Genomic DNA, 23862 nt, shown 5'->3' on the forward strand with positions numbered 1-23862 from the left:
ATCCTCAAGAGCGCCTGCCGAGCGCGGCAGCCTTGTCGGCGTCGTACCACCACAGCGACGGCAATCCGGAACGACCATATTTGGGCAGCGGCGCGTGACTGAACCGATCCCAGCGCGCGTAGCGCATGAATCTGTAGGTGAATTGCGGCACGACATAGAAATTCCAGAGCAGCACGCGGTCGAGCGCCCGCGTCGCCGCGACCAGCGAAGCCCTGTCTTTCGCGAAGATGATCTTGTCGATGAGGAGGTCGACCGCCGGATTCTTGATACCGATGGTGTTCTGAGACCCCTGTTGATCGGCAGCCTGCGAGCCCCAATAGTCGCGTTGCTCGTTGCCCGGTGACAGCGACTGCCCCCATAGATCGGTGATCATATCGAAATCGAATGCGCGAACCCGGTTCTGATATTGCGCATTGTCGACCACACGGATCGAAACGGTGACACCGAGTCGTTCCAGCGACGGCTTATAGAACAGCGCGATACGCTCCGACGACGGATCCTGGACCAGCATCTCGACCACGACCGGCTTGCCGGACGGATCGACCAGCTTGCGATCCTTGATGTCGAAGCCAGCCTCTTTCACCAGCTTCATCGCCTCGCGCAAATTCGAACGCACCGCTTCGGGATTGCCGCCGACCGGATTGGTATAGGGCTGGGTGAACAGCTCGGCCGGCACCTTGTCGCGCACGGTTTCGAGGAGCGCCAGCTCCTGCCCTTCAGGCAACCCGCTGGAGGCGAGCTCGGTCCCTTCGAAGAAACTGTCGATGCGCTTGTACTGGCCATAGAACAACTGCTTGTTCATCTCTTCGAAGTCGAACGCGTAGTTGAAGGCGCGCCGCACCCGAGCGTCCTCGAACATCTCACGGCGGGTGTTGAGCACGAAGGCCTGCATCCTTCCCGAATCGTTGATCGGGAATTCCTCTTTGACGACACGCTTGTCGGTCACCGCCGGGAAGTCGTAGGCCGTGGCCCACTGTTTGGCGGAATTTTCCATGATCCAATCGGCCTGATCGGCCTTGAAGGCCTCCAGCGCCACCGTGTTGTCGCGGAAGTATTCGAACCGCAGCTCGTCGAAATTGTTCTGGCCGAGGCGAACCGGCAGCTTCTCGCCCCAGTAATCCTTGACGCGCTCCAACACTACCGAGCGACCGGCGACGAATTCCTTGATCTTGTAGGGCGCCGAGCCCAATGGCGGCTCGAGCGTCGTCGCCGAGACGTCGCGCTTGCGTCCCTGGGCGTCGACGCCTTCCCACCAGTGCTTCGGCATAATCATCAGTTCGCCGACGATCACCGGCAACTCGCGGTTGCCGGGAGCATCGAAGGTGAAGCGGATGTCGCGCTCCCCGACCTTCTCCGCCTTGACCACGTGACGATAATACGAGGCATAGCGCGGGCTGTATTTCTTCAGCGCATCGAACGAGAACACGACGTCCTCGACCGTCACCGGCTTGCCGTCATGCCAGCGCCCTTCGCTGCGCAGGCGATAGACCACCCAGGAGAAGTCGTCGGGATACATGGCCCCCTCGGCGAGCAGGCCGTAGCTGGTGCCGACTTCGTCCAGCGACGAGGTCATCAGCGTCTCGTAGAGATAGCCGACGGCGCCGGCGATGTTGCCCTTCACGCCGGCGACCGCGAGATTGAAATTGTCGAAGGTGCCGAGGGCGATCTGCCGCGTCGCTCCGCCTTTTGGCGCCTTCGGGTCGACATAGTCGAATTGCGCGAACCCCGCCGGATATTTCAGATCCCCGAACAACGACAGGCCGTGCCGCCAAGCAGCTCCTTGAGTGGCGGTATCAGCGCGCGCGGGGGCTGCTCCGAACAGGTCGGAACCAAGGCCGAGAGCCGGAATTGCCGCGGCCAACGTGCCGCCCTGGAGGAGATGTCGTCGGGTCAAACTCACGATACGGAAATCCCTGTTCACTGCGGTCATCGGCCAGACCGGACATATCCGAGGATTCGTCCAATTATGGCGATTTTGGCGGAGGATAACACCCCAGGCGCGGCCGACTTGCGGCGAAAGGTCCCGGTTACCGATGTTTAATTCGAACAGAGGCCCACATGAAAACGGCCGGGGAAGCCCCGGCCGTTCGCACTCATTGCTGGAATGATCGTTACTTTTCGGCCGTCGCCGGCAGCGCCTCGGGAGCGTCCGAATTCTTATTGAGATAGGCGATCAGGTCCGCCCGCTCCTTGTCGTTCGGAATGCCGGCGAAGCCCATCGCCGTGCCGGGGATGTATCCCTTCGGATTGGCGAGGAACTTGTTCAGTTCGTCGAAGGTCCAAGCGCCGCCTTTAGCCTTCATCGCCGCCGAGAAATTGAAGCCGTTGCGGCCTTCGCCGCGATGGTCGCCGACGATGCCGTAGAGATTCGGTCCGACGCGGTTCGGGCCGCCCTTCTCGAACGTGTGGCAGGCCGCGCACTTCTTGGCGACCTTGGCGCCCTGGTCGACCGACGCCGTCTGCAGCAGCTTCTCGATCGGCTCGTCCGCCTTCGGCGCGGCCTCCTTGCTCGGCGCCGGCTCGGCCTCTTTCACCGCGACGGCGTAGCCCGGCTTTTCCGGCTTGGTCGGGGAGAAGATCGCCTGGGCCGCGAAATTGGACAGCAATAGGATCAGGCAGGTTCCGAAGATCGCGCCGACGATTTTGTTGAGTTCGAAAGTATCCATGGTGGCTCACGTTTTTCGAACTGGTCGCATCCCGACCTGTTCATCGGAGGCATTCTCAACTCGACTTTAGTTGTGATGAGATATCGGTTTGCCCCTGCCCTGGCAACCCGTATAAGCGCCATACACGTGTCGTTTCGGGCAGCCTGATACCAGCTTCGCTGCGTTCGCTGCGGCGCATCAATCAGTTTCGAACGCCATTCGCCGATGTCCCATCCCACCCTGGTCCTGATTCCCGCCCGAATGGCCGCGAGCCGGCTACCCGGTAAGCCGCTGCTCGATATCGCCGGGCTGCCGATGGTGGTGCAGGTGCTGCGCCGGGCGCAGGCGGCCGAGATCGGCCGGGTGGCGGTGGCGACCGACACGCCGGAGATCGCCGCGGCCGTGACTGCCCATGGGGGCGAGGTGGTGATGACCCGCGCCGATCATCCCTCCGGATCAGACCGCATCTTCGAGGCGCTGCAGACGCTGGATCCGGAGCGCAAGATCGAGACCGTGATCAACCTGCAGGGCGATTTCCCGACCATCCGCCCCGAGCAGATCGGCGCGGTGCTGGGGCCGCTCGCCGACCCGGCCGTCGACATCGCCACGTTGGCGGCCGAAATCCACACCGAGGAAGAGGCCACCAACCCGAACGTGGTCAAGGTGATCGGCTCACCGCTGGCCGCGGACCGGTTGCGGGCGCTGTACTTTACGCGCGCCACCGCACCGTGGGGCGATGGGCCGCGCTACCATCACATCGGCCTGTACGGCTACCGCCGCGCCGCCCTGGAGCGGTTCGTGGCGCTGCCCCCTTCCCCGCTCGAGCTGCGCGAGAAGCTCGAACAGCTGCGCGCCCTCGAAGCCGGAATGCGAATCGATGTCGGAATCGTCGACACCGTGCCGCGCGGGGTCGATACGCCCGCCGACCTCGAGACGGCGCGGCGCGTGCTCGGCGGCTGACCCCGCCCTCTGGCGAAAACCGCTGCGGCTGCTAGAACGCGCGCCAGACACAGGACGCTAAGATCAGACCATGAAAATCGCATTCCAGGGCGAACCCGGCGCCAATTCCCACATCGCGATCAGCGACGCCTATCCCACCGCCGAGGCGATGCCTTGCGCCACCTTCGAGGACGCACTGAGCGCGATCTCCTCAGGTGAAGCCGATCTCGGCATGATCCCGATCGAGAACTCGGTCGCCGGCCGGGTCGCCGACATCCATCATCTGCTACCGACCTCCAAGCTGTTCATCGTCGGCGAGTGGTTCCTGCCGATCCGGCATCAGCTCGTTGCAGTCCCCGGCGCCAAGCTCGAAGACATCAAGACTGTCGAAAGCCACGTCCACGCGCTCGGCCAGTGCCGCCGCATCATCCGCAAATTCGGCCTGAAGCCGATCGTCGCCGGCGACACCGCCGGCTCTGCCCGGATCGTCGCCGAGCGCGGCGACAAGACCTGCGCGGCGATCTCGTCGCGGCTGGCGGCGAAGATCTACGGCCTCGACATCCTGGCCGAAGACATCGAGGACGAAGCGCACAACACCACCCGCTTCGTGGTGCTGGCGCGCGAGCCGCGCTGGGCGCAGCAGGGCTCGGGCCAGCTCGTCACCACTTTTGTCTTCCGGGTACGCAACCTGCCGGCCGCGCTCTACAAGGCGCTCGGCGGCTTTGCCACCAATGGCGTCAACATGACCAAGCTGGAAAGCTACATGGTCGACGGCAATTTCTTCGCCACGCAGTTCTACGCCGACGTCGAAGGCCACCCCGAGGACCGCGGCCTCGCTTTCGCACTCGACGAGCTGAAGTTCTTCTCCCGCGAATTCCGCATCGTCGGCGTCTATCCGGGCCACCCGTTCCGCGCCACGTTCAGCGAGCGGTAGACAACGGGCCCATCCACGTCATTGCGAGCGAAGTGAAGCAATCCAGCTCGGTGCACTGAGCTTCTGGTTTGCTCCGTCGCGGAGCCTGTGCTCGGACGGCGCGAAGCGCCGATCCGAGTGCTCCTCGCAATGACGAAAGTTGTTTTGTCCAACTACGCCGCCGCGCGCTGCAACTCGAATGCGTCGGCCAGCAGGCTGTAGCTTCGCTTGCGCGCTTCGTGATCATAGACCGCGGTGATCACCATCAATTCGTCGGCGTGGCTCGCGGTGATCAGCGGCTGCAGCACCTGCCGCACCGTCGCCGGGCTGCCGACGAACAGCCGCGAGCGGTTGCGCGCGATCGAAGCGCGGTCGGCCTCTGTGTAAGGATACGCCATCGCCTCTTCGACGCTCGGCAGCGTCACGTAACGGCCGCGGTCGCGCAACAGGCGGCTGAGATCCATCGAGCTCGCCAGCCGCTCCGCCTCCTCGTCGGTCTCGGCCACCACAACGGCCACCGCAAGAATGCCGTGCGGCGTCGACCGCCACCGCGTCGGCCGGAAGTTGCTGCGATAATGCGTCAGCGCCGCGACGGCATCGTGCGAAGCGAAGTGGTGCGCGAACGCGAAGCCCATGCCGACCTGCGCGGCGAGCTCGGAGCTGTAATCGCTGGAGCCGAGCAGCCAGATCGGCGGCAACGGCGCATCGTCGGGCATCGCCACCACGTTGTTGTAGGGATGGCCGGGCGGAAAGCCGCGCGTCTCCCACAGCGTCAGTTCCTGGAGTCGCTCGAGGAAGTCGTCGCCCTCGCGGATGTCGAGCCGGCGGCGCAGCGCGTGCATCGTCGCCTGGTCGGTGCCTGGCGCGCGGCCGATGCCGAGATCGATCCGGCCGGGGAACAGCGCCTCCAGCATCTTGAAGCGCTCCGCGACCATAAGCGGCGCGTGGTTCGGCAGCATCACCCCGCCGGAGCCGACGTGGATGCGCTCGGTCACGGCCGCGATCTGCCCAATCATGATGTCGGGCGCGGGACTGGCGACCGACGGCAGACTGTGATGCTCGGCCAGCCAGTAGCGCACATAGCCCAGCGAATCCGCGTGGCGGGCGAGGTCGATCGAGTTGCGCAGCGCCGTCGCCGGCGGCGTGCCGGTAGTGACGACGGACAGATCGAGGATTGAAAGTGGCAGCATGAGCCTAACCTAGTACTCGACCGGGGCCGGCGCAAAGGTATTGGGCTAGGCAATTTGACGATAGCCCTTCCCTGAGCCTCTTTGTGGGCAGAATCACCGCAGGCGCGAACCCGTCGGCAGGCTTTGGCCTCGCCTGGATCGCACCACCGCAAGCAACCATCTGACAAAAAAGAATATTCCTCGATCCACACCCCTGCATCGTCTGCCCACACACGTTATTATAGAAGCTGCCATGGGCGGGGAAAATTGACTATTATGGGCAACTTCCCAATCCGATATCACCGAAAGTGGGCTGGTCGCTGGAAGCAGTTCGGCCTAATTTAACGCGGTTCGTGGAGGTTCCTGACCGTTGGGCAGCCGCGCGCGCCGATGGACACCCGAACCGGCCTTTCAAACTGGATGACGATCAGATGAGCGACCTGCCGCAGCAGCTTCCGGCGATCTCCTTCGAGTTCTTCCCGCCGAAGAGCGAGGAGATGGAGCGCAATTTGTGGCAGGCGATCAGCCGGCTGGCGCCGCTGCATCCGAGCTTTGTCTCGGTCACCTACGGGGCCGGCGGCTCCACCCGAGAGCGCACCCACGCCACCATCGCCCGGATCCTGCAAGAGACCGACCTGACGCCGGCGGCGCATCTGACCTGCGTCGACGCGCCATGCGCCGATGTCGACGAGGTGGTGACGCGCTATCACGACATCGGGGTCCGGCACATCGTGGCGCTGCGCGGCGATCCGACCACCGGCCTCGGTGGCACCTACACGCCGCATCCGCAGGGCTATCGCAGCTCGGCCGATCTGGTCGCCTCGATCAAGCGGCGCTATCCGGACATCGACGTCACGGTGTCGGCCTATCCGGAGAAGCATCCGGAGAGCACCGGCTTCGACGCCGATCTCGACATCCTCAAGGCCAAGGTCGACGCCGGCGCGACCCGCGCCATCACCCAGTTCTTCTTCGACAACGATTTGTACTTCCGCTACCTCGACCGCGTCCGCGCCCGCGGCATCGACATCCCGATCGTGCCTGGCATTCTGCCGGTGCAGAACTTCAAGCAGGCCGCCGGCTTCGCCGCCCGCGCCGGCGCCAGCGTGCCGGACTGGCTGGCCAAGCAGTTCGAAGGCCTCGACGACGACCCCGACACCCGCAAGCTGGTGGCTGCGACGGTCGCGGCCGGCCAAGTTCATAAGCTCGCCAAGCACGGCGTCGGCAACTTTCACTTCTACACCATGAACCGCGCGGACCTGGTGTTCGCCATCAGCCATCTGCTGGGCTTCCGGCCGCAGGCAGCAAGGCAAGCAGCGTGAGTTTGCAACTGAACTCTCCACACGCACCGCGCGCTCCCTCTCCCCTTTGGGGAGAGGTTTGGGGTGAGGGGGCACCGGCACCGATGGTCATCCGCACCACGCGTACACCGATCGCCAGGCGCCTGCGGGCTCAGCCGACGCAGGCCGAAACGTTGCTGTGGCGCCGCCTCCGCAATCGCCAGCTCGATGGATGGAAGTTCAAGCGGCAATTTCCGATCGACAGATTCGTCGTCGACTTCTGCTGCACCGAAGCACGGCTCGTCGTCGAACTCGATGGCGGACAACATGGACAGCAGACCGAGCAGGATGCGGCGCGAACGGAGGTGCTCTCCGCGATGGGCTATCTGGTCGTTCGGTTCTGGAACAACGACGTGCTGTCGAACATCGACGGCGTGCTCGAAACGATTGCTCGAACGCTCCGGCCGCATGCGTTCGATCCCCCTCACCCCAGCCCTCTCCCCGATGGGGAGAGGGAGCCGCGCTGAGTAGCTTGCAAATGTCGACTTCCAAAACCCCGATCGCCGATCGTCTTCGTGCCCTCGCCGCCGAGCGCATCCTTGTGCTCGACGGCGCGATGGGGACGATGATCCAGCAGTTGCAGCTCGACGAGGCTGCGTTTCGCGGGATGCGGTTCAAGGACTTCCACCGCGACCTGCGCGGCAACAACGATCTGTTGATCCTGACCCAGCCACAGGCGATCGAGGACATTCACGCGCAGTATCTGCGCGCCGGGGCCGACATCGTCGCCACCAACACCTTCTCCTCGACCTCGATCGCCCAGGCCGACTACGACATGTCGGAGCTGGCCTACGAGATGAGCCGCGACGGCGCCCGCCTCGCCCGCAATGCCGCCGCCAAGGTCGAAGCCGAAGACGGCAAGCCGCGCTTCGTCGCCGGCGCCATCGGCCCGACCAACCGCACCGCCTCGATCTCGCCCGACGTCGCCAATCCCGGCTACCGCGCGGTGACGTTCGACGATCTGCGCATCGCCTATAGCGAGCAGATCAACGGCCTGCTCGACGGCGGCGCCGACATCCTGCTGCTCGAAACCATCTTCGATACGCTCAACGCCAAAGCGGCGCTGTATGCGATCGCCGAGATCACCGAAGCCCGCGGCATCGACGTGCCGGTGATGATCTCCGGCACCATCACCGACAAATCCGGCCGCCTGCTGTCGGGCCAGATGCCGGAAGCGTTCTGGAATTCGGTGCGGCACGCGGCGCCGCTGACCATCGGTTTCAACTGCGCGCTCGGCGCCAAGGATCTGCGCGCCCACATCGCCGATATCGGCCGCGTCGCCGATACGCTGGTCTGTGCCTATCCCAATGCCGGCCTGCCCAACGAATTCGGCCAATACGACGAGACCCCGGAGTACATGGCCTCGCTGGTCGGCGAATTCGCCGAAGCCGGTCTCGTCAACATCGTCGGCGGCTGCTGCGGCACCACCCCGGCGCACATCAAGGCGATCGCCGAAGCCGTCGCCTCGCACAAGCCGCGCGTGATCCCGACGATCGAGCCGCGGCTGCGGCTATCCGGGCTCGAGCCGTTCGAGCTGACCAAGGACATTCCGTTCGTCAATGTCGGCGAGCGCACCAACGTCACCGGCTCGGCGAAATTCCGCAAACTGATTACTGCCGGCGACTACGCCGCCGCGCTGCAGGTGGCACGCGACCAGGTCGAGAACGGCGCCCAGATCATCGACGTCAACATGGACGAAGGGCTTCTCGATTCCGAAGCCGCGATGGTCACCTTCCTCAATCTCGTCGCCGCCGAGCCGGACATCGCCAAGGTGCCGGTGATGGTGGACTCATCGAAGTTCAACGTGATCGAGGCCGGTCTGAAGTGCCTGCAGGGCAAGCCGGTGGTGAATTCTATCTCGCTCAAGGAGGGCGAGGACAAGTTCCTGCATGAAGCCAGGATCGCGCGCCGGCACGGCGCCGCGGTCGTAGTGATGGCGTTCGACGAGACCGGCCAGGCCGACACCTACGCGCGCAAGACCGAGATCTGCAAGCGCGCCTACGACATCCTGGTCGACCGCGTCGGCTTCCCGCCGGAAGACATCATCTTCGATCCGAACATTTTTGCGATCGCCACCGGGCTCGAGGAACACAACAATTACGGCGTCGACTTCATCGAGGCGACGCGCTGGATCCGCCAAAACCTGCCGCACGCCCACATCTCCGGCGGCGTCTCCAATCTGTCGTTCTCGTTCCGCGGCAACGAGCCGGTGCGCGAAGCGATGCACTCGGTGTTCCTGTATCACGCCATCAAGGCGGGCATGGACATGGGCATCGTCAACGCCGGGCAGATGATCGTCTATGACGACATCGATCCCGAGCTGCGCCAGGTGTGCGAGGATGTCATCCTCAACCGTGATCCCGGCGCCTCCGAACGTCTGCTGGCGCTCGCCGACAAATATCGCGGCCAAGGCAAGCAGCAGAAGGAACAGGACCTCGCCTGGCGTTCGTGGCCGGTCGAGCAGCGGCTCAGCCACGCGCTGGTGCACGGCATCACCGAGTTCATCGAGCTTGATACCGAGGAAGCGCGTGCCAAGGCGGAGCGGCCGCTGCACGTCATCGAAGGTCCGCTGATGGCCGGCATGAACGTGGTCGGCGACCTGTTCGGCGACGGCAAGATGTTTCTGCCGCAGGTGGTGAAGTCGGCCCGCGTGATGAAGCAGGCGGTCGCCTATCTGATGCCGTTCATGGAAGAGGAGAAGGCGCGCAATCTCGCCGCCGGCACCGACACCGGCGAACGCGCCTCCGCCGGCAAGATCGTGCTCGCCACCGTCAAGGGCGACGTCCACGATATCGGCAAGAACATCGTCGGCATCGTGCTCCAGTGCAACAATTTCGAGGTGATCGACCTCGGCGTGATGGTGCCGGCCGCCAAGATCATCGAGACGGCGAAGGCCGAGAACGCCGACATCGTCGGCCTCTCCGGCCTGATCACGCCGTCGCTGGATGAAATGAGCTTCCTCGCCGGCGAGCTGCAGCGCAACGGCATGACCACGCCGCTGCTGATCGGCGGCGCGACGACGAGCCGCGTCCACACCGCGGTGAAGATCGACCCCGCCTACCCGGCCGGCAGCGTGGTCCACGTCAACGACGCCAGCCGTGCGGTCGGCGTCGCCTCCTCGCTGCTGTCGCGCGAGCGCGGGCCGGCCTACGCGGCGGAGATCCGCGCCGACTACGCCAAGATCTCGGCGGCGCATCATCGCGCCCAGGCCGACAAGAAGCGGCTGACGCTCGCCGCCGCCCGCGCCAACGCCACCAAGATCGATTGGGCCGCGACCAAGCCGGTGAAGCCGTCCTTCATCGGCACGCGGAGCTTCAGCGGCTATTCGCTGGCGGAGCTCGCCGAATACATCGACTGGACGCCGTTCTTCCAGGCCTGGGAGCTCGCCGGGCGCTTCCCTGCGATCCTCGACGACAGCGTGGTCGGCGAGGCGGCGCGGCCTCTCTATGCCGACGCCCGCAAGATGCTGGAGCGTATCGTCAATGAGAACTGGTTCACCGCCAAGGCGACGATCGGCTTCTGGCCGGCGAACGCGCAAGGCGACGACATCCTGGTCTATGCGGACGAGGCCCGCACCTCGCCGATCGCCACGCTGCACACGCTGCGCCAGCAGCTCGACAAGCGCGAAGGCCGCGCCAACGCCGCGCTGAGCGACTTCATCGCGCCGGTTGCGAGCGGTGTCGCCGACTATATCGGCGGCTTCGTCGTCACCGCCGGCATCGGCGAGGATTTGATCGCCGACAAGTTCAAGGCCGAACACGACGACTATTCGTCGATCATGGTCAAGGCGCTGGCCGACCGCCTCGCCGAAGCCTTCGCCGAACGGATGCACGCCCGCGTCCGCCGCGAATTCTGGGGCTACGCGCCGGACGAGACCCTGTCGGCCCAGGATCTGATCCTCGAGAAGTATCAGGGCATCCGCCCGGCGCCCGGCTATCCGGCCCAGCCCGATCACACCGAGAAGGCCACGCTGTTCGATCTGCTCGACGCCGAAGCCTCCGCCGGCGTGACGCTGACCGAGAGCTTTGCGATGTGGCCCGGCTCGTCGGTGTCGGGGCTGTATTTCAGCCATCCGCAGAGCGCCTATTTCGGCGTCGGCAAGATCGAGCGCGATCAGGTCGAAGACTATGCCGCGCGAAAAGGCTGGGACGTCGCCACCGCCGAACGCTGGCTGGCTCCGGTGCTGAACTACATTCCGGCGCGCACCACCGACGAAACCGGCATGCCGCTGCTGGCGCCGCAGGCCGCCGCGCCGCTCTCCGCCGACGACGCCGCGCTGGCCTCGCACCCCGAGGGCTGCAACTGCGCGGTGCATCTCGCCTGGCGCAAGTCGAAGGTCACGGCGAAGTAATTCGCCTTCCTATTCAGCGGGCGTTTACCCACAATCGTCGTCCCCCGCGCAGGCGGGGGACCCAGTATTCCAGAGCGTTGTTAGTAAGCGGTCGGCAGAGCAACCTACGCACTGGAATACTGGGTCGTCCGGTCGAGCCGGACGATGACGGCGGAAGGTGAAACGACCGCTCTGCTCGACCGCGCCCATCGCTTTCAAAATGTCAAACAGCCACGCAGCTACGTTCTCGCGGCTCCAACGAGCCCGAGCTATGCGCCCGTCGTCGTCACGACGAGGGGCGGGGGCGCGCCGCGCGGCGCAAAGTCGGTGGTTGGTCGCGATGGCTTGCGATCCATCGCGCATCGCCTTACGGCGCGCCCACCAGCGGCGATCTTTTGGCATCGGGACCGTTCTTCCGGGCGCGGGGAGCACGGGGATTTCTCCCGCCTCGTTCCGTCCCGTCCAGCCTCGCACTGGGCAGCCGCTCATAGTAGCGGCGGCATAGCAGTTTGCTTTGCGCAAACTGCGTAAACTTGTTTGCGCTGACCTTCTGCCTCCCGGACGATCGGCTTGCGAGGCCGCTCGCGCAGGACGCCGCGTCGAGCCCGGCGCCGCTGCACCATGCAGCTTCGCCAAACCCTCACCGGCCGGTCTCCCAGCCGACGATCTGTCCCGCTTCCAAGCGCCCTCGAGAAGCGCCCCTCACGGACAGGACGATGCGGACTATAGTCCTTGTAGGAATATTGTCAAGAGATGATCCACGAACGCTTGCGGGTGCGCGACCGGTCAGGCTGCCCGCACCGTCGACAGGAACGTCGCGACCTGCTGCTGAAGGACGTTGCTGTCCCGTGACAGCGACTTGGCGGCCGACAGCACCTGGCCCGACGCGGAGCCGGTTTCCGCGGTGCCACGCTGAACTTCAACGATGTTGGACGACACGTCCTGCGTCCCCATCGCCGCCTGCTGAATGTTGCGCGAGATCTCCTGCGTGGCAGCGCCCTGCTGCTCGACCGCCGAGGCGATGGTCGAGGCGATCTCCGACATCTTCGCGATCGTGGCGCCGATCTCGCGGATCGCGAAAACCGACTGGTCGGTCGCCGACTGGATGCCGCTGATCTGCGCACTGATCTCGCCGGTGGCCTTGGCGGTCTGCTCGGCCAACGCCTTCACTTCCTGCGCCACCACAGCGAATCCCCGGCCCGCCTCGCCAGCGCGCGCCGCCTCGATGGTGGCGTTGAGCGCCAACAGATTGGTCTGTCCGGCGATGGTGTTGATCAGCTCGACGACGTCGCCGATGCGCGCGGCCGCCACCGACAATTCGCTGACCTGCGCGTTGGTGTTCTGCGCCTGGGCGACCGCCTCGTTGGCGATCCGCGCGGATTCCTGAACCTGGCGGCTGATCTCGTTGACCGACGACGCCATCTCCTCGGTCGCCGAGGCCACCGAATTGACATTGGTGGATGCTTCCTCGGACGCCGCTGCGACCGCGATGGAGACCGTCTGGGCGCGCTCCGCCGTCGCGGTCAGCGTCGTCGCCGACGCCTCAAGCTCGGTCGAGGCCGACGACACCGTCTGCACGATCTCACCGACCGCGCCCTCGAACTCGTCGGCCATCCGGATCATCTCCTGCTTGCGCGCCAGCGCCGCCTGACGATCCTGCTCGGCCTTGGCTTCGGCTTCCGCATGGGCCTTCTGCTCGGCCTTGACCTTGAAAGTCTCGACCGCCTGAGCCATGTCGCCGACCTCGTCGCCGCGGCCGAGGCCCGGCAGCACGACCGCAAAATTGCCGTCGGCGAGTTCGCGCATCCCGGCGCACAGCCCGATTACCGGTTTGGAGATGGCGCGGCCGATCAGCCAGGCGAGGACGACGCCGAGCACCAGGCTGCCGATCGCCAGCACCGCCACCAGCCGCTCGGTCGTGGCGATCAAATCACTGGTCTCGTGCTCGATCTGCTTTTCCTCGGCGATGCCCGACGCCTTGATGGCTTCGGCGTCCGCGGTCACCTCCCGCGCCAGCTTGGTCATCTCGCCATTGCCGAGCAGCTCGATCTCATGGGCGTTGTGTGCGGCCTGATGATACGCTTCCGAATATTTCTCGACGTTGCCATTGACGTCGGCGAACAGGGTGCGGACGTCGGCATCGACGATCGACGCGGAGAACGCCACCAACGCTTGCTTGAGCTCCGCCAGCGCCTTCTCGGCGCCGTCGGCCGAGCTCTGTTCGTGGCGGCCGAGCAGCTTGTTGACGTTGAGGCGGACCAGCAGCAACTGCTTCAGCGCCTCGCCGGCCAGCACCATATTGTTCGAACTACCCGACTTGCTCACCGAGAGCGCCTGCATGTCTTCGATCTCGACGCGGGACTTCGCGCCGAGCGGATCGAGTACCTCGCGGACCAGTTTATCCTGCCCCTGCCGCAACGCGATCAGCTTGTCGAAATCGGCACTGTACTTCTTGAAGGCCTGATCCAGTTCGACCAGCTTCTGGTGACGCTCCGGATTGCCGGTCTCGGACAGGGCCCGCTGAATCTGCTGGGCGAGTGTAGCCTGTCGCTTCTTGGCTTCCTGCATCTCGGCTTCGCTGCCGGTCAGCGAATATTCGCGAACCAAGCGGCGATAGCCGACGAAGCCGCGCTCGATCTCGCGTGCCATGCCGACGACGCCGACGCGCTGATTGAACATCTGGAAGCCGTCGCTGACCTTGCTGAAGCCGCGATACGACATCGTCGCCAGCCCCGCCGTCAACGCCAGCACCACGGCGAAGCCCAGCATGACCTTGGTGTTGATGCGGCGGTTGGTGAAGAACCCGAACAGGCCGGAAGTTGCAGAGGGGGCTGAAGACATCGTCATGACCTTAGTGTCTAACCTCAATCGGGCGGATCAGGAGGCGTCGATCAGGAAGCGACGGTTGCGCCGCTGCACCGGTCGCGCATTGTTCGGAAACAGCGCCGCGAAACGCTGGATCTGGGCCGGAGACAGTTCGATCGGCTCCTTGAACACCGTCCAGGTCAGCCCCTCCGAACACGGCGGCGTGGTGAGCGAGCCCATGTAGCGGAAGAAGCCGCCGCTCTTTGGCAACACCGCGGCCGGATCGATCGTGCCATCCGCCCGCAGTTCGGCGCCGGCCTTCGCCGGAAGCTGATCGAACACGCCCTTGAGCGCCGCGTTCTCTGCGCCGGGGCGGATCAACACGCCGGTCACCGCCAGCGTTCCGCTCGCGGATTTGTGGACGAAATGGCATTCCATCTCGAACCGCTTGCCGGCCATCAGATGCTCGCTCGGATGATGGAAATGAAACTGCAGCAGCTCGTAGCGCACACCGTCGACGACGCAGGAGGAGCCGGGCTCGGCGTTGATCTGAATGGTGTGCCCGTTATTGACGATGCGCAGCGGCATCGGCTTGTAGTCGTGCTGCGCGACCCCCGGCTCGCCCCTGATGCCGCCGGCCAGATCGATCGGGGTCTGCTCGGAGCCGAGCTGGCAGACCTTGTAGTCGGACTGCAGATCGCCCCATTTCTCGGGGGCGCCTTCGCCCTCGTACCCCCAGTGCACGCCGTGACTGGCTCCGTCGGCGAAGCTCGCGCCCGCGGCGGCGCAGCAGCCGCATGCCAAGAAGCCCTTCAGAAGCGACCTGCGATTGATCGACATGTGCAATGCCCTCGATATTGACGCCGGATCTGCGCGACCATCGCGCGTGCCGGCGCCGTGCTTCTAGTTTTTGAACAGCCGACCGCTCAACGCGTAGTTCTACCGGAACGGCCCGCAAGCTGACGGCATCGTTAAACGCTCGCCCGGGCTCACCTACGAAATTCCGCGACCCGATTTCATCGATCTTAGGAATTCCGCCGATGCGGCGACGCGCGCGATCGAATCGCCGCTCCGCCCCCGAACGACGCGAGAGTTCCATGCGGGAACTAACAATCCGTTTGTCTAATTGCGCACCATCCGCCGACGGCCGCCCGCACGATTACGTAGCACCTCGTACAACTACGCATCGGCCGCGATGATGACGCGTCGCTTAGCACCGGTGAGGATCGTCGTGAGGATCGCGGCGGACGAGGGTCCGCTCGCTGCGTCATTCCGGGCGCACGCAGCGCCAGCCCGGAATCCATCATCACCGCTGGTGATGGACTGACAATCTCGTTCCGCGCATCATCGCAGCCGACAGCAAACGGATTATGGATTCCGGACTTGCGCGCAACGGCGCGCAATCCGGAATGACGAACGAGAGGCTTGCGACGCGGTCACAGGAGCTTCGTAAAACGGCTGAACCCAGCGAAACCCATTGCCTGCATCAGCCTCTTAAATTCGTGCTTACGAGGCCCCGGCCTCACTCCCCCTCATCCGTCGCCAGCAGTCCCTTCACCGCACGCGCCCAGCCTGCGAGCTTGCGCTCCCGCGTCGCCGCGCTCATTGCGGGGCGGAAGCGGTGGTCGAGGCGCCAGTTGTCGGCAAATTTTTGCGGTTCGGGGAAGACGCCGGCGCTGAGGCCGGCGAGGTACGCGGCACCGAGGGCGGTGGTTTCCTGGATCACGGGACGGTCGACCGGCGCGTCCAAGAGATCGGCGAGGCGCTGCATGGTCCAGTCGGAGGCGGTCATGCCGCCGTCGACGCGGAGCACGGTGGTGGCGGCGTCGGCGTCCGGCCAGTCGGCGCGCATCGCCGCCCACAGGTCGAAGGTCTGGTAGCACACGCTCTCCAGCGCGGCGTGGGCGAGTTCGGCCGGGCCGGTGTTGCGCGTCAGGCCGAACAGCGCGCCGCGCACCCGAGGATTCCAATACGGCGCGCCCATGCCGACGAACGCCGGCACCAAATACACGCTCTGCGCCGAATCCGATTTGTCGGCGAGCGGCCCGGTCTCGGAGGCATGCTTGATCACGCCGAGGCCGTCGCGCAGCCACTGCACCGCGCTGCCGGCGACGAAGATCGAACCTTCCAGCGCGTAGGTGCGTTTGCCATCGAGCTGATAGGCGACGGTGGTCAGCAGCTTGTTGTTCGACTTCACCGGCGTCGTGCCGGTGTTGAGCAGCGCGAAGCAGCCGGTGCCGTAGGTCGACTTGATCATGCCCGGCGTGAAGCAGGCTTGCCCGATGGTCGCCGCCTGCTGGTCGCCGGCGATGCCGCGGATGCTGATCGCGCCGCCGAACAATTCCGGCACGCTGTCGCCGAAATGCGCCGAGGAATCCTTGACCTCCGGCAGCATCGAGCGCGGCACGCCGAGCAGCTTCAAGAGCTCGTCGTCCCAGGCGCCGTCGTGGATGTTGAACAGCAGCGTGCGCGAAGCATTGGTAGCGTCGGTGGCGTGGACCCTGCCGCCGGTCAGCCGCCACAGCAGATAGCAATCGACGGTGCCGAACTTCAGCTCGCCGCGCTCGGCGCGGGCGCGGGCGCCGGGGACGTTGTCGAGCAGCCAGGCGACCTTGGTGCCGGAGAAATACGGATCGATGATCAGCCCGGTCTTGGCGGTGATCATCGGCTCCAGCCCTTCGGCTTTCAGCCGGGTGCAGAACTCCGCGGTGCGGCGGTCCTGCCAGACGATGGCGCGGTGGATCGCTTGGCCGGAGACGGCGTCCCACACCACCACGGTCTCGCGCTGGTTGGTGATGCCGATCGCGGCGATGTCGGCGGCGGTGGCGCCGGCCTTGTCCATCGCGGCACGGCAGGTGGCGATGGTGGTCGCCCAGATGTCCTCGGGCTCGTGCTCGACCCAGCCGGAGGCCGGGAAATGCTGCGGGAATTCCTGCTGCGCGGAGGCCGCGATCGAAATGTCGGACCGAAACAGAATCGCCCGCGACGAGGTGGTGCCCTGATCGATGGCCATGACGAAAGGCATCAGCGTTCTTCCCCGGAAGATGGATGACGACAACGGTTTTGCCCCACCCCACCCGATCGCGGTTTCGCCGTCAATATCGGGCGCCGGCGGCGCCCGGTTTGAACCTCGGGCGGCCCGCGCCGCACAATCAATCTGCTTCAATTGCCGACCGGGATATGGTTTGTGCTGCTATCCGCCTTCCACAGGTACCGCCGCCCGTGATGGACCGCTCGCTCAAGATCGTCATCGTCGATGAGAACCCGGTGCGCGCCGCGATTCTCACCGAAGGCCTGCGCGAAGCCGGGATGACAGACATCACCCATCTCGAAGGCACCACCAACCTTCTGGCGCGGATCTACCAGATCGACCCGGACGTGATCCTGATCGACCTCGAGAACCCCAGCCGCGACATGCTGGAGCAGATGTTCCAGGTCAGCCGGATCGTGAAGCGGCCGATTGCGATGTTCGTCGACCAGAGCGACACCGCCTCGATCCAGGCCTCGGTCGATGCCGGCGTCTCCGCCTACATCGTCGACGGACTGAAGAAGGAGCGGATGAAGCACATCCTCGATCTGTGCATCTCGCGCTTCAATGCCTTCGCCAAGCTGGAAACCGAGCTGAGCAACGCCCGCTCGGCGCTGGAGGACCGCAAGGTGATCGACCGCGCCAAGGGCATCCTGATGAAGGCCAAGGGCCTCACCGAGGAGCAGGCCTACGTGCTGCTGCGCTCGACCGCGATGAACGAGAAGAAGAAGATCGCCGAGATCGCCCAGTCGGTGATCACGGCTTCGGAGATGCTGAAATGAGCGAACGGCTGCGCATCGGATTCATCCCGCTGGTCGACGCCGCCGCGCTGATCGTCGCCGCCGACAAGGGCTTCTGTGCCGCCGAGGGACTCGACGTCGAGCTGGTGCGCGAGATCTCCTGGGCCAATGTCCGCGACAAATTCAACATCGGGATGTTCGACGCCGCGCATCTGCTCGCGCCACTGGCGGTCGCCTCCAGCCTCGGCATCGGCCACGTCAAGGTGCCGGTGATTTCCGGCTTCGGCCTCGGCGTCAACGGCAACGCCATCACGGTGTCGCCGGATCTGCACGCCGCGATCGTCGCGATGGCCGACGGCGACGTCGCCGATCCGGTCGTCTCGGCACGCGCACTGGCGCGGGTCGTCGCCGAGCGCAAAGCCAAGGGCCACGAGCCGCTGACCTTCGGGATGACCTTCCCGTTCTCCAGCCACAATTACGATCTGCGGTTCTGGATGGGCGCCGGCGGCGTCGATCCGGACGAAGATTTGCGGCTGGTGGTGCTGCCGCCGCCGTTCATGGTGGAAAGTCTCGCCAGCAAACATCTCGACGGCTTCTGCGTCGGCGCGCCGTGGAATTCGGTGGCGATCGATCTTGGCATCGGCACCATCCTGCATTTCACCAGCGAGCTGTTCCAGCGCGCCGCCGAGAAGATGCTGACGGTGCGGGCGAGCTGGGCCGCGCAGCATCCCGAGGTGCTGCAGGCTTTGATCCGCGCCCATGCCCGCGCCGCCGACTATATCGAAGACACCGCCAACCGCGACGAGGTCTGCGCGATCCTCACTGCACCGGGACGGATCGAAGTGACGCCGGAGCTGATTCGCCGCACGCTCGACGGCCGGCTGAAGGTCGCGGCGGACGGCACGATCCGCGCGACCGATCGCTATCTGCTGGTCGGGCGCGAAGCCGCGGCGCGGCCCGATCCGGTGCAGGGCGCCTGGAACTACGCGCAAATGGTGCGCTGGGGACAGGCGCCGCTGTCGGCCGATCTGCTCGCCGCCGCCAAGGCGGTGTTCCGGCCGGATCTGTATGACGCCGCAGTCGGCGCGGCTCCGGAATTGCCGGGCGCGCCCGCCGACGGCATCGGCGAATGCACCGGCGGCGCGTTCGATCCCGACGACATCGCCGGCTATCTGCAGAAGCTGCAGATCAAACGCTGACAAGCAACCAGGCTGGTCATTCCGTGCGAGCGCCAGCGCGAACCCGGAATCTCGCTGGTGCCTGACAATCTCGGATTCCGGGCTAGTTCGCTGCCGCGCGCCCCGGAATGACGACGCACGGGAACGGCGACTCCCGCTGCGCTGCACATTTCATCGCCATGCTGCTCACCCAGGCAGCGGCGTACGGCGGCTTCGAGCAGGCTCTGGCATTCCCTGCGAGAGCCGCTAAGCGCCTGACAATCCAGCTAAATCCCTCTCCTACCAGCAATTGGCACGAAATTCGCTCGACTGTCTTTGCAGGATGCCGGTGGGGCGTCCTGGCGTCATCGAAACTCCGACAGCACCGCCGCTGTCCTGGCCTCGCTCCGCGAGCAACCAGGCAGCGGCTTTTTTTCGTGGGTTCGAGGCGCCCCGTGCAAAGGGGATTGGTCGATGCAGCGCTTGGTGTACGGATGTCGGGGAGACCACATCGCAACCAAGGACCGTGATGACGCCGCAGGCGATCGCATTGGTGCAACAGAGCTTCGCACGGCTGGCACCGATCTCGGACGAGACCGCGACGCTGTTCTACGCGCGCCTGTTCGCGACCGCGCCGGAGCTGCGGGCGCTGTTTCACGGCGACATGCGCCGGCAGGGCAAGAAGCTGATGAGCACGCTGAACGTGGTGGTGACCGGGCTGACCGATCTCGCCACCATCCTGCCGGCCGCGGGGCGGCTGGCGCGGCTGCACGTCGCCTACGGCGTCGGCGCCGCCGACTACACGCCGTTCGGCGCGGCGCTGCTGTGGACGCTGGAGCAGGAATTCGGCGCCGACTGGACGCCGGAGCTCGCGGCCGCCTGGCGCGACGCCTATGCAATGCTGTCGGACACCATGCTGGCGGCGGCTTCCGGCGACACCACGCCGCGCTGATCGCACAGCCCCTCCCCGTGCGGACGGCGTGAGGCGGCGATGGGCAACGAATTCTCGATCGACCAGAAGCGCTATCTCGAGGGTTTTGCCAGCGGCGTCACCGCGGCCCGCGCGGCGCGTGGCAGCCTGCCGGCCGGCGGCGCCGCATCGCCGAGCGGCCCGGACGCGATCCACCTGGCCGCCCAGGACCGCGTCACCGCGGCGGGCAAGAAGCTCAACGACCAGGAGAAGTGGAAGCGCGAGCAGCACCCGTTCGACGCCTATTCGCGGCTGAAGCAGCAGGCACGCGACAACGCCGCGCCGAAGCCGCCGGACAATTTCCGCTGGCGCTATTACGGGCTGTTCTATGTCGCCCCGGCGCAGACTTCGTATATGTGCCGCTTGAGGATTCCGAATGGCATCCTGAGTTCGTGGCAGATGGCCGGCCTCGCCGATCTCGCCGATACGCTGGCCGCCGGCTACGCGCATGTGACGACACGCGCCAATCTGCAGATGCGCGAGATCGCGCCGAAGAACGCCGTGAAGCTGCTGCAGGGCATCGAGAGTTTGGGGCTGTGGGCGCGCGGCTCCGGCGCCGACAACATCCGCAACGTCACCGGCTCGGCGACCGCCGGGATCGATCCGCAGGAACTGATCGATACAAGGCCCTACGCCCGCGACTGGCACTTCCACATCCTCAACGAACGCGCGCTGTTCGGGCTGCCGCGCAAGTTCAACGTCGCGTTCGACGGCGGCGGACTGATCCCGACGCTGGAAGACACCAACGACATCGCGTTCCAGGCGGTGACGATCGCGGACGGCCATGGCGTCGCGCCCGGCGTGTACTTCCGTCTCGCGCTCGGCGGCATCACCGGCCACAAGGACTTCGCCCGCGACACCGGCGTGATCGTCGCTCCCGATGAGGCGACCGAGGTGGCGGACGCGATCGTGCGGGTGTTCATCGAGCACGGCGACCGCACCGACCGCAACAAGGCGCGGCTGAAATACGTGCTCGATGCGTTCGGCTTCGACAAATACTTGGAGCTTGTGGAGGAGACACTCGGCCGCAAGCTGATCCGGGTGCCGGCCGAGGCGGCGGCCCCGCGGCCTGCGCAGGACCGCACCGCGCATCTCGGCGTGCATCCGCAGCAGCAGGCCGGGCTGAACTGGATCGGCGTGCGCCTGGCGACGGGGCATCTCACCTCGGCGCAGATGCGCGGCCTCGCCGAGATCGCGCGCAGCTTCGGCGACGGCGATCTGCGGCTGACGGTGTGGCAGAATCTGCTGATCTCCGGCGTGGCCGACGCGCGCGTGACGGAGGCCATGGCCGCGATCGAGGCGCTGGGGCTGGCGACCTCCGCCTCGCCGATCCGTGCCGGGCTGATCGCCTGCACCGGCGCCAGCGGCTGCCGCTTCGCCGCCGCACATACCAAGGAAACCGCCGAGGCGATCGCGCAGCATTGCGAGCCGCGCGTTGCGCTCGACAGTCCGATCAATATTCACCTGACCGGCTGTCACAACTCTTGCGCCCAGCACTTCATCAGCGACATCGGCCTGATCGGCGCCAAGGTCGCGATCTCGGATGAAGACAGCATCGAAGGCTTTCACGTCCATGTCGGCGGCGGCTTCGGCTCGGAGGCGGCGATCGGCACCGAGGTACTGCGCGACGTCAAGCAGGACGATGCACCACGCGTGATCGAGCGGATGCTGCAGACTTACTTGGCGCGACGCGCCTCGCCCGCCGAAACCTTCCTCGCCTTCGTCCGCCGCCACGATGCGGCGACGCTCGCTCAACTCTTCGCCTTCGACAAGCCCGTGGAGACCGTGGCATGAGCCCGAACCTGCCGCCGCCGATGCCAATGCTGGTGCCGGAGACCGCGCCGTTCTCCGAAGAGCAACGCGCCTGGCTCAACGGCTTCTTCGCCGGCCTCGTTTCGCTCGACGGCAACGGCGTCACCGCGCTGTCGAGTGAGCAAGCCGCCGCCTTGCTCGCCGGCGGTCCCGCGCCTGCGGACGAAGACGACGACGGCGGCGCACCGTGGCACGATCAGAGCCTGCCGATTGGCGAGCGCATGCAGCTTGCGGAGGGCAAGCCGCTGCGCTGGAAGCTGATGGCCGCAATGGCGCAGCAGGATTGCGGGCAATGCGGCTACGACTGCCGCAACTACTCAGGCGCGATCTTCGACGGCAAGGAGACCCGGCTGAACCTGTGCGCCCCCGGCGGCAAGGACACCGCACGGATGGTGAAGACGCTGGCCGAACAGATCGGCGCGGCGCCGACGCTGGAGCATGCGCCGTCGCTCGCCGCCGATGCCGCGCCGGTCGCGGCGCTGCCGCCGCGCGGCACTTCGCGCGACAATCCGGCGACCGCGAAAGTGCTGTCACGGCGCCGGCTCAACAAACCGGGCTCGGAGAAGGAGACCTGGCACGTCGAGTTCGAGCTGGAGGATTGTCTGAGCTACGAGGCCGGCGATTCGTTCGGGCTGTTTCCGAGTAACGATCCGGCGCTGGTCGATTCGATCATCGCGGCGCTCGGCGCACCGGCGGAGTTGCCGATCGGCCAACGGACCTTGCGCGAGACGCTGCTCGACAGCGTGTCGCTGGCGCCGGCGCCTGACATGCTGTTCCAATTGATCAGCTACATCAGCGGCGGCGACAAGCGGAAGACCGCGCGCGCGCTCGCCAGCGGCGAGGATCCCGACGGCGATGCCGCGACGCTCGACGTGCTCGCCGCGCTGGAGAAATTCCCCGGCCTCCGCCCCGATCCGGAAGCGTTCATCGAGGCGCTCGATCCTTTGCAGCCGCGGCTGTACTCGATCTCGTCGTCGCCGAAGACCGCACCGGGGCGGCTGACGCTGACGGTCGATTGCGTGCGCTACAAAATCGGCAAGCGGCAGCGACTCGGCGTCTGCTCGACCGGCCTTGCCGAACGGGTGCAGCCGGGCGAGACGCTGCGCGCCTATGTGCAGAAGGCGCATAATTTCGCGCTGCCGTCGGATCCGAACCAGCCGATCATCATGATCGGCCCCGGCACCGGCGTCGCGCCGTTCCGCGCCTTTCTGCACGAGCGCCACGCGATCAAAGCCCCCGGCAAGAACTGGCTGTTCTTCGGCCATCAGCGTTCGGCGTCGGACTTCTTCTACGAGGACGAATTGAAGGCGATGAAGAACGCCGGCCATCTGACCCGGCTGACGCTGGCGTGGTCGCGCGACAGCGGCGAGAAGATCTACGTCCAGGACCGGATGCGCGAGGTCGGACGCGACCTGTGGAGCTGGCTCACCGAAGGCGCCAGCCTCTACGTCTGCGGCGACGCCCAGCGCATGGCCAAGGACGTCGAACGCGCCCTCGTCGACATCGTCGCGCAGCACGGCGCGCGCTCAGCTGCGGAAGCGACGGCTTTCGTGTCCGAGCTGAAGAAGCAGGGCCGCTATCAGCAGGACGTGTACTGAGGGGAAGTCCAAACGCGAAACGCCGCCTTTCCCGGAGGAAGGCGGCGTTTTGTTTGTGTTTGTCATCGTGATGTTTGAGGGTTTTTTGTCCTTTGCAGGCCTGGCAGCGACCTACTCTCCCGCGTCTTGAGACGAAGTACCATTGGCGCTGAGGAGTTTAACGGCCGTGTTCGGGATGGGAACGGGTTCAGGCTCCTCGCTACAACCACCAGGCCGGCGAAGGACAAAAGCACGAAGCAATATCTGGTTTCTTGGTCACCACTTTGGTGTGGTGGACACTGATAATGAGAGCAATCAAGCCAATCGAACGATTAGTACCGGTAAGCTACATGCGTTGCCGCACTTCCACATCCGGCCTATCAACGTGGTCGTCTTCCACGGTTCTCAAGGGAATGCTCGTTTTGAGGTGGGTTTCCCGC

16 protein-coding genes and 2 rRNA genes are annotated in these 23862 nt (G+C 65.5%); 10 read left to right on the plus strand and 8 right to left on the minus strand.

Annotated elements, in window-relative coordinates; translation table 11 throughout:
• Nucleotides 1-4 precede the first annotated feature (4 nt).
• Together DNX69_RS25910 and DNX69_RS25915 are read right to left on the minus strand one after the other, a co-directional pair.
• Nucleotides 5-1900, minus strand: coding sequence for an extracellular solute-binding protein (locus DNX69_RS25910; RefSeq protein ID WP_110788909.1), 1896 nt, complete (start codon nt 1898-1900; stop codon nt 5-7).
• A gap of 211 nt (nt 1901-2111) precedes the next feature.
• Nucleotides 2112-2666 (minus strand): c-type cytochrome, encoded by a 555-nt coding sequence (locus tag DNX69_RS25915; RefSeq protein ID WP_110788887.1) that lies wholly within the window; start codon nt 2664-2666, stop codon nt 2112-2114.
• 204 nt (nt 2667-2870) lie between these two features.
• On the opposite strand from DNX69_RS25915, the gene DNX69_RS25920 reads away from it, so the two are divergent.
• Together DNX69_RS25920 and DNX69_RS25925 are read left to right on the plus strand one after the other, a co-directional pair.
• The gene (locus DNX69_RS25920; RefSeq protein ID WP_110788888.1) at nt 2871-3605 is read left to right on the plus strand and encodes a 3-deoxy-manno-octulosonate cytidylyltransferase; all 735 of its coding nucleotides are present in this window, start codon (nt 2871-2873) and stop codon (nt 3603-3605) included.
• A 70-nt stretch (nt 3606-3675) separates the two neighbouring features.
• Entirely contained in the window at nt 3676-4518 is an 843-nt protein-coding gene (locus tag DNX69_RS25925) for a prephenate dehydratase (protein WP_110788889.1), read from the plus strand.
• A gap of 152 nt (nt 4519-4670) precedes the next feature.
• On the opposite strand, the gene DNX69_RS25930 is transcribed toward DNX69_RS25925, so the two are convergent.
• Nucleotides 4671-5687 carry an LLM class flavin-dependent oxidoreductase gene (locus DNX69_RS25930; protein ID WP_110788890.1) on the minus strand — a complete coding sequence of 339 codons (1017 nt, stop codon included), beginning with the start codon at nt 5685-5687 and terminating at the stop codon, nt 4671-4673.
• A 410-nt stretch (nt 5688-6097) separates the two neighbouring features.
• Between DNX69_RS25930 and metF the strand changes: the two genes are divergently transcribed.
• The 3 genes from metF (at nt 6098) to metH (ending at nt 11354) form a co-directional block, all read left to right on the plus strand.
• Nucleotides 6098-6985 carry a methylenetetrahydrofolate reductase [NAD(P)H] gene (metF, locus tag DNX69_RS25935; protein WP_110788891.1) on the plus strand — a complete coding sequence of 296 codons (888 nt, stop codon included), beginning with the start codon at nt 6098-6100 and terminating at the stop codon, nt 6983-6985.
• Between the two features lie 83 nt (nt 6986-7068).
• Nucleotides 7069-7470, plus strand: a complete 402-nt coding sequence (locus tag DNX69_RS25940) for an endonuclease domain-containing protein (RefSeq protein WP_110788892.1) — start codon at nt 7069-7071, stop codon at nt 7468-7470.
• 11 nt (nt 7471-7481) lie between these two features.
• Nucleotides 7482-11354 (plus strand): methionine synthase, encoded by a 3873-nt coding sequence (gene metH / locus DNX69_RS25945; RefSeq protein WP_110788893.1) that lies wholly within the window; start codon nt 7482-7484, stop codon nt 11352-11354.
• Nucleotides 11355-12119: 765 nt separating this feature from the next.
• Here the strand turns inward: metH and DNX69_RS25950 are convergent.
• From DNX69_RS25950 to glpK, 3 genes are all read right to left on the minus strand, one after another.
• A complete protein-coding gene (locus DNX69_RS25950) occupies nt 12120-14174 on the minus strand; it encodes a HAMP domain-containing methyl-accepting chemotaxis protein (protein WP_349626989.1) in 2055 nt (684 codons plus the stop codon).
• Between the two features lie 36 nt (nt 14175-14210).
• On the minus strand, nt 14211-14978 hold the full coding sequence (locus tag DNX69_RS25955; RefSeq protein ID WP_207803192.1) for a carbonic anhydrase: 768 nt from the start codon (nt 14976-14978) through the stop codon (nt 14211-14213).
• A 682-nt stretch (nt 14979-15660) separates the two neighbouring features.
• The gene (gene glpK, locus DNX69_RS25960; RefSeq protein ID WP_110788895.1) at nt 15661-17163 is read right to left on the minus strand and encodes a glycerol kinase GlpK; all 1503 of its coding nucleotides are present in this window, start codon (nt 17161-17163) and stop codon (nt 15661-15663) included.
• A gap of 200 nt (nt 17164-17363) precedes the next feature.
• On the opposite strand from glpK, the gene DNX69_RS25965 reads away from it, so the two are divergent.
• The 5 genes from DNX69_RS25965 (at nt 17364) to DNX69_RS25985 (ending at nt 23443) form a co-directional block, all read left to right on the plus strand.
• Nucleotides 17364-17948 (plus strand): ANTAR domain-containing response regulator, encoded by a 585-nt coding sequence (locus DNX69_RS25965; protein ID WP_110788896.1) that lies wholly within the window; start codon nt 17364-17366, stop codon nt 17946-17948.
• Nucleotides 17945-19105 carry a CmpA/NrtA family ABC transporter substrate-binding protein gene (locus DNX69_RS25970; RefSeq protein ID WP_110788897.1) on the plus strand — a complete coding sequence of 387 codons (1161 nt, stop codon included), beginning with the start codon at nt 17945-17947 and terminating at the stop codon, nt 19103-19105. The genes DNX69_RS25965 and DNX69_RS25970 overlap by 4 nt, the downstream gene beginning before the upstream one ends.
• Before the next feature lie 487 nt (nt 19106-19592).
• Nucleotides 19593-20015, plus strand: a complete 423-nt coding sequence (locus DNX69_RS25975; protein WP_110788898.1) for a globin family protein — start codon at nt 19593-19595, stop codon at nt 20013-20015.
• A 39-nt stretch (nt 20016-20054) separates the two neighbouring features.
• The gene (locus DNX69_RS25980) at nt 20055-21827 is read left to right on the plus strand and encodes a NirA family protein (protein WP_110788899.1); all 1773 of its coding nucleotides are present in this window, start codon (nt 20055-20057) and stop codon (nt 21825-21827) included.
• The gene (locus tag DNX69_RS25985; protein WP_110788900.1) at nt 21824-23443 is read left to right on the plus strand and encodes a sulfite reductase subunit alpha; all 1620 of its coding nucleotides are present in this window, start codon (nt 21824-21826) and stop codon (nt 23441-23443) included. Before DNX69_RS25980 ends, DNX69_RS25985 begins: the two co-directional genes overlap by 4 nt.
• A gap of 98 nt (nt 23444-23541) precedes the next feature.
• On the opposite strand, the gene rrf is transcribed toward DNX69_RS25985, so the two are convergent.
• Nucleotides 23542-23656, minus strand: a 5S ribosomal RNA gene (gene rrf / locus DNX69_RS25990).
• A 77-nt stretch (nt 23657-23733) separates the two neighbouring features.
• Nucleotides 23734-23862 (minus strand): 23S ribosomal RNA (locus DNX69_RS25995); the annotation flags it as partial.

The sequence above is a fragment of the Rhodopseudomonas palustris genome (assembly GCF_003226555.1).
Taxonomy (GTDB): Bacteria; Pseudomonadota; Alphaproteobacteria; order Rhizobiales; family Xanthobacteraceae; genus Rhodopseudomonas; species Rhodopseudomonas palustris_I.

Coding starts and splice junctions, on each gene's coding strand:
- DNX69_RS25915 (WP_110788887.1), bottom strand. CDS start 2,666: ATGGATACTTTCGAACTCAACAAAATCGTCGGCGCGATCTTCGGAACC.
- DNX69_RS25920 (WP_110788888.1), top strand. CDS start 2,871: ATGTCCCATCCCACCCTGGTCCTGATTCCCGCCCGAATGGCCGCGAGC.
- DNX69_RS25925 (WP_110788889.1), top strand. CDS start 3,676: ATGAAAATCGCATTCCAGGGCGAACCCGGCGCCAATTCCCACATCGCG.
- DNX69_RS25930 (WP_110788890.1), bottom strand. CDS start 5,687: ATGCTGCCACTTTCAATCCTCGATCTGTCCGTCGTCACTACCGGCACG.
- metF (WP_110788891.1), top strand. CDS start 6,098: ATGAGCGACCTGCCGCAGCAGCTTCCGGCGATCTCCTTCGAGTTCTTC.
- DNX69_RS25940 (WP_110788892.1), top strand. CDS start 7,069: ATGGTCATCCGCACCACGCGTACACCGATCGCCAGGCGCCTGCGGGCT.
- metH (WP_110788893.1), top strand. CDS start 7,482: ATGTCGACTTCCAAAACCCCGATCGCCGATCGTCTTCGTGCCCTCGCC.
- DNX69_RS25950 (WP_349626989.1), bottom strand. CDS start 14,174: ATGTCTTCAGCCCCCTCTGCAACTTCCGGCCTGTTCGGGTTCTTCACC.
- DNX69_RS25955 (WP_207803192.1), bottom strand. CDS start 14,978: ATGTCGATCAATCGCAGGTCGCTTCTGAAGGGCTTCTTGGCATGCGGC.
- glpK (WP_110788895.1), bottom strand. CDS start 17,163: ATGCCTTTCGTCATGGCCATCGATCAGGGCACCACCTCGTCGCGGGCG.
- DNX69_RS25965 (WP_110788896.1), top strand. CDS start 17,364: ATGGACCGCTCGCTCAAGATCGTCATCGTCGATGAGAACCCGGTGCGC.
- DNX69_RS25970 (WP_110788897.1), top strand. CDS start 17,945: ATGAGCGAACGGCTGCGCATCGGATTCATCCCGCTGGTCGACGCCGCC.
- DNX69_RS25975 (WP_110788898.1), top strand. CDS start 19,593: ATGACGCCGCAGGCGATCGCATTGGTGCAACAGAGCTTCGCACGGCTG.
- DNX69_RS25980 (WP_110788899.1), top strand. CDS start 20,055: ATGGGCAACGAATTCTCGATCGACCAGAAGCGCTATCTCGAGGGTTTT.
- DNX69_RS25985 (WP_110788900.1), top strand. CDS start 21,824: ATGAGCCCGAACCTGCCGCCGCCGATGCCAATGCTGGTGCCGGAGACC.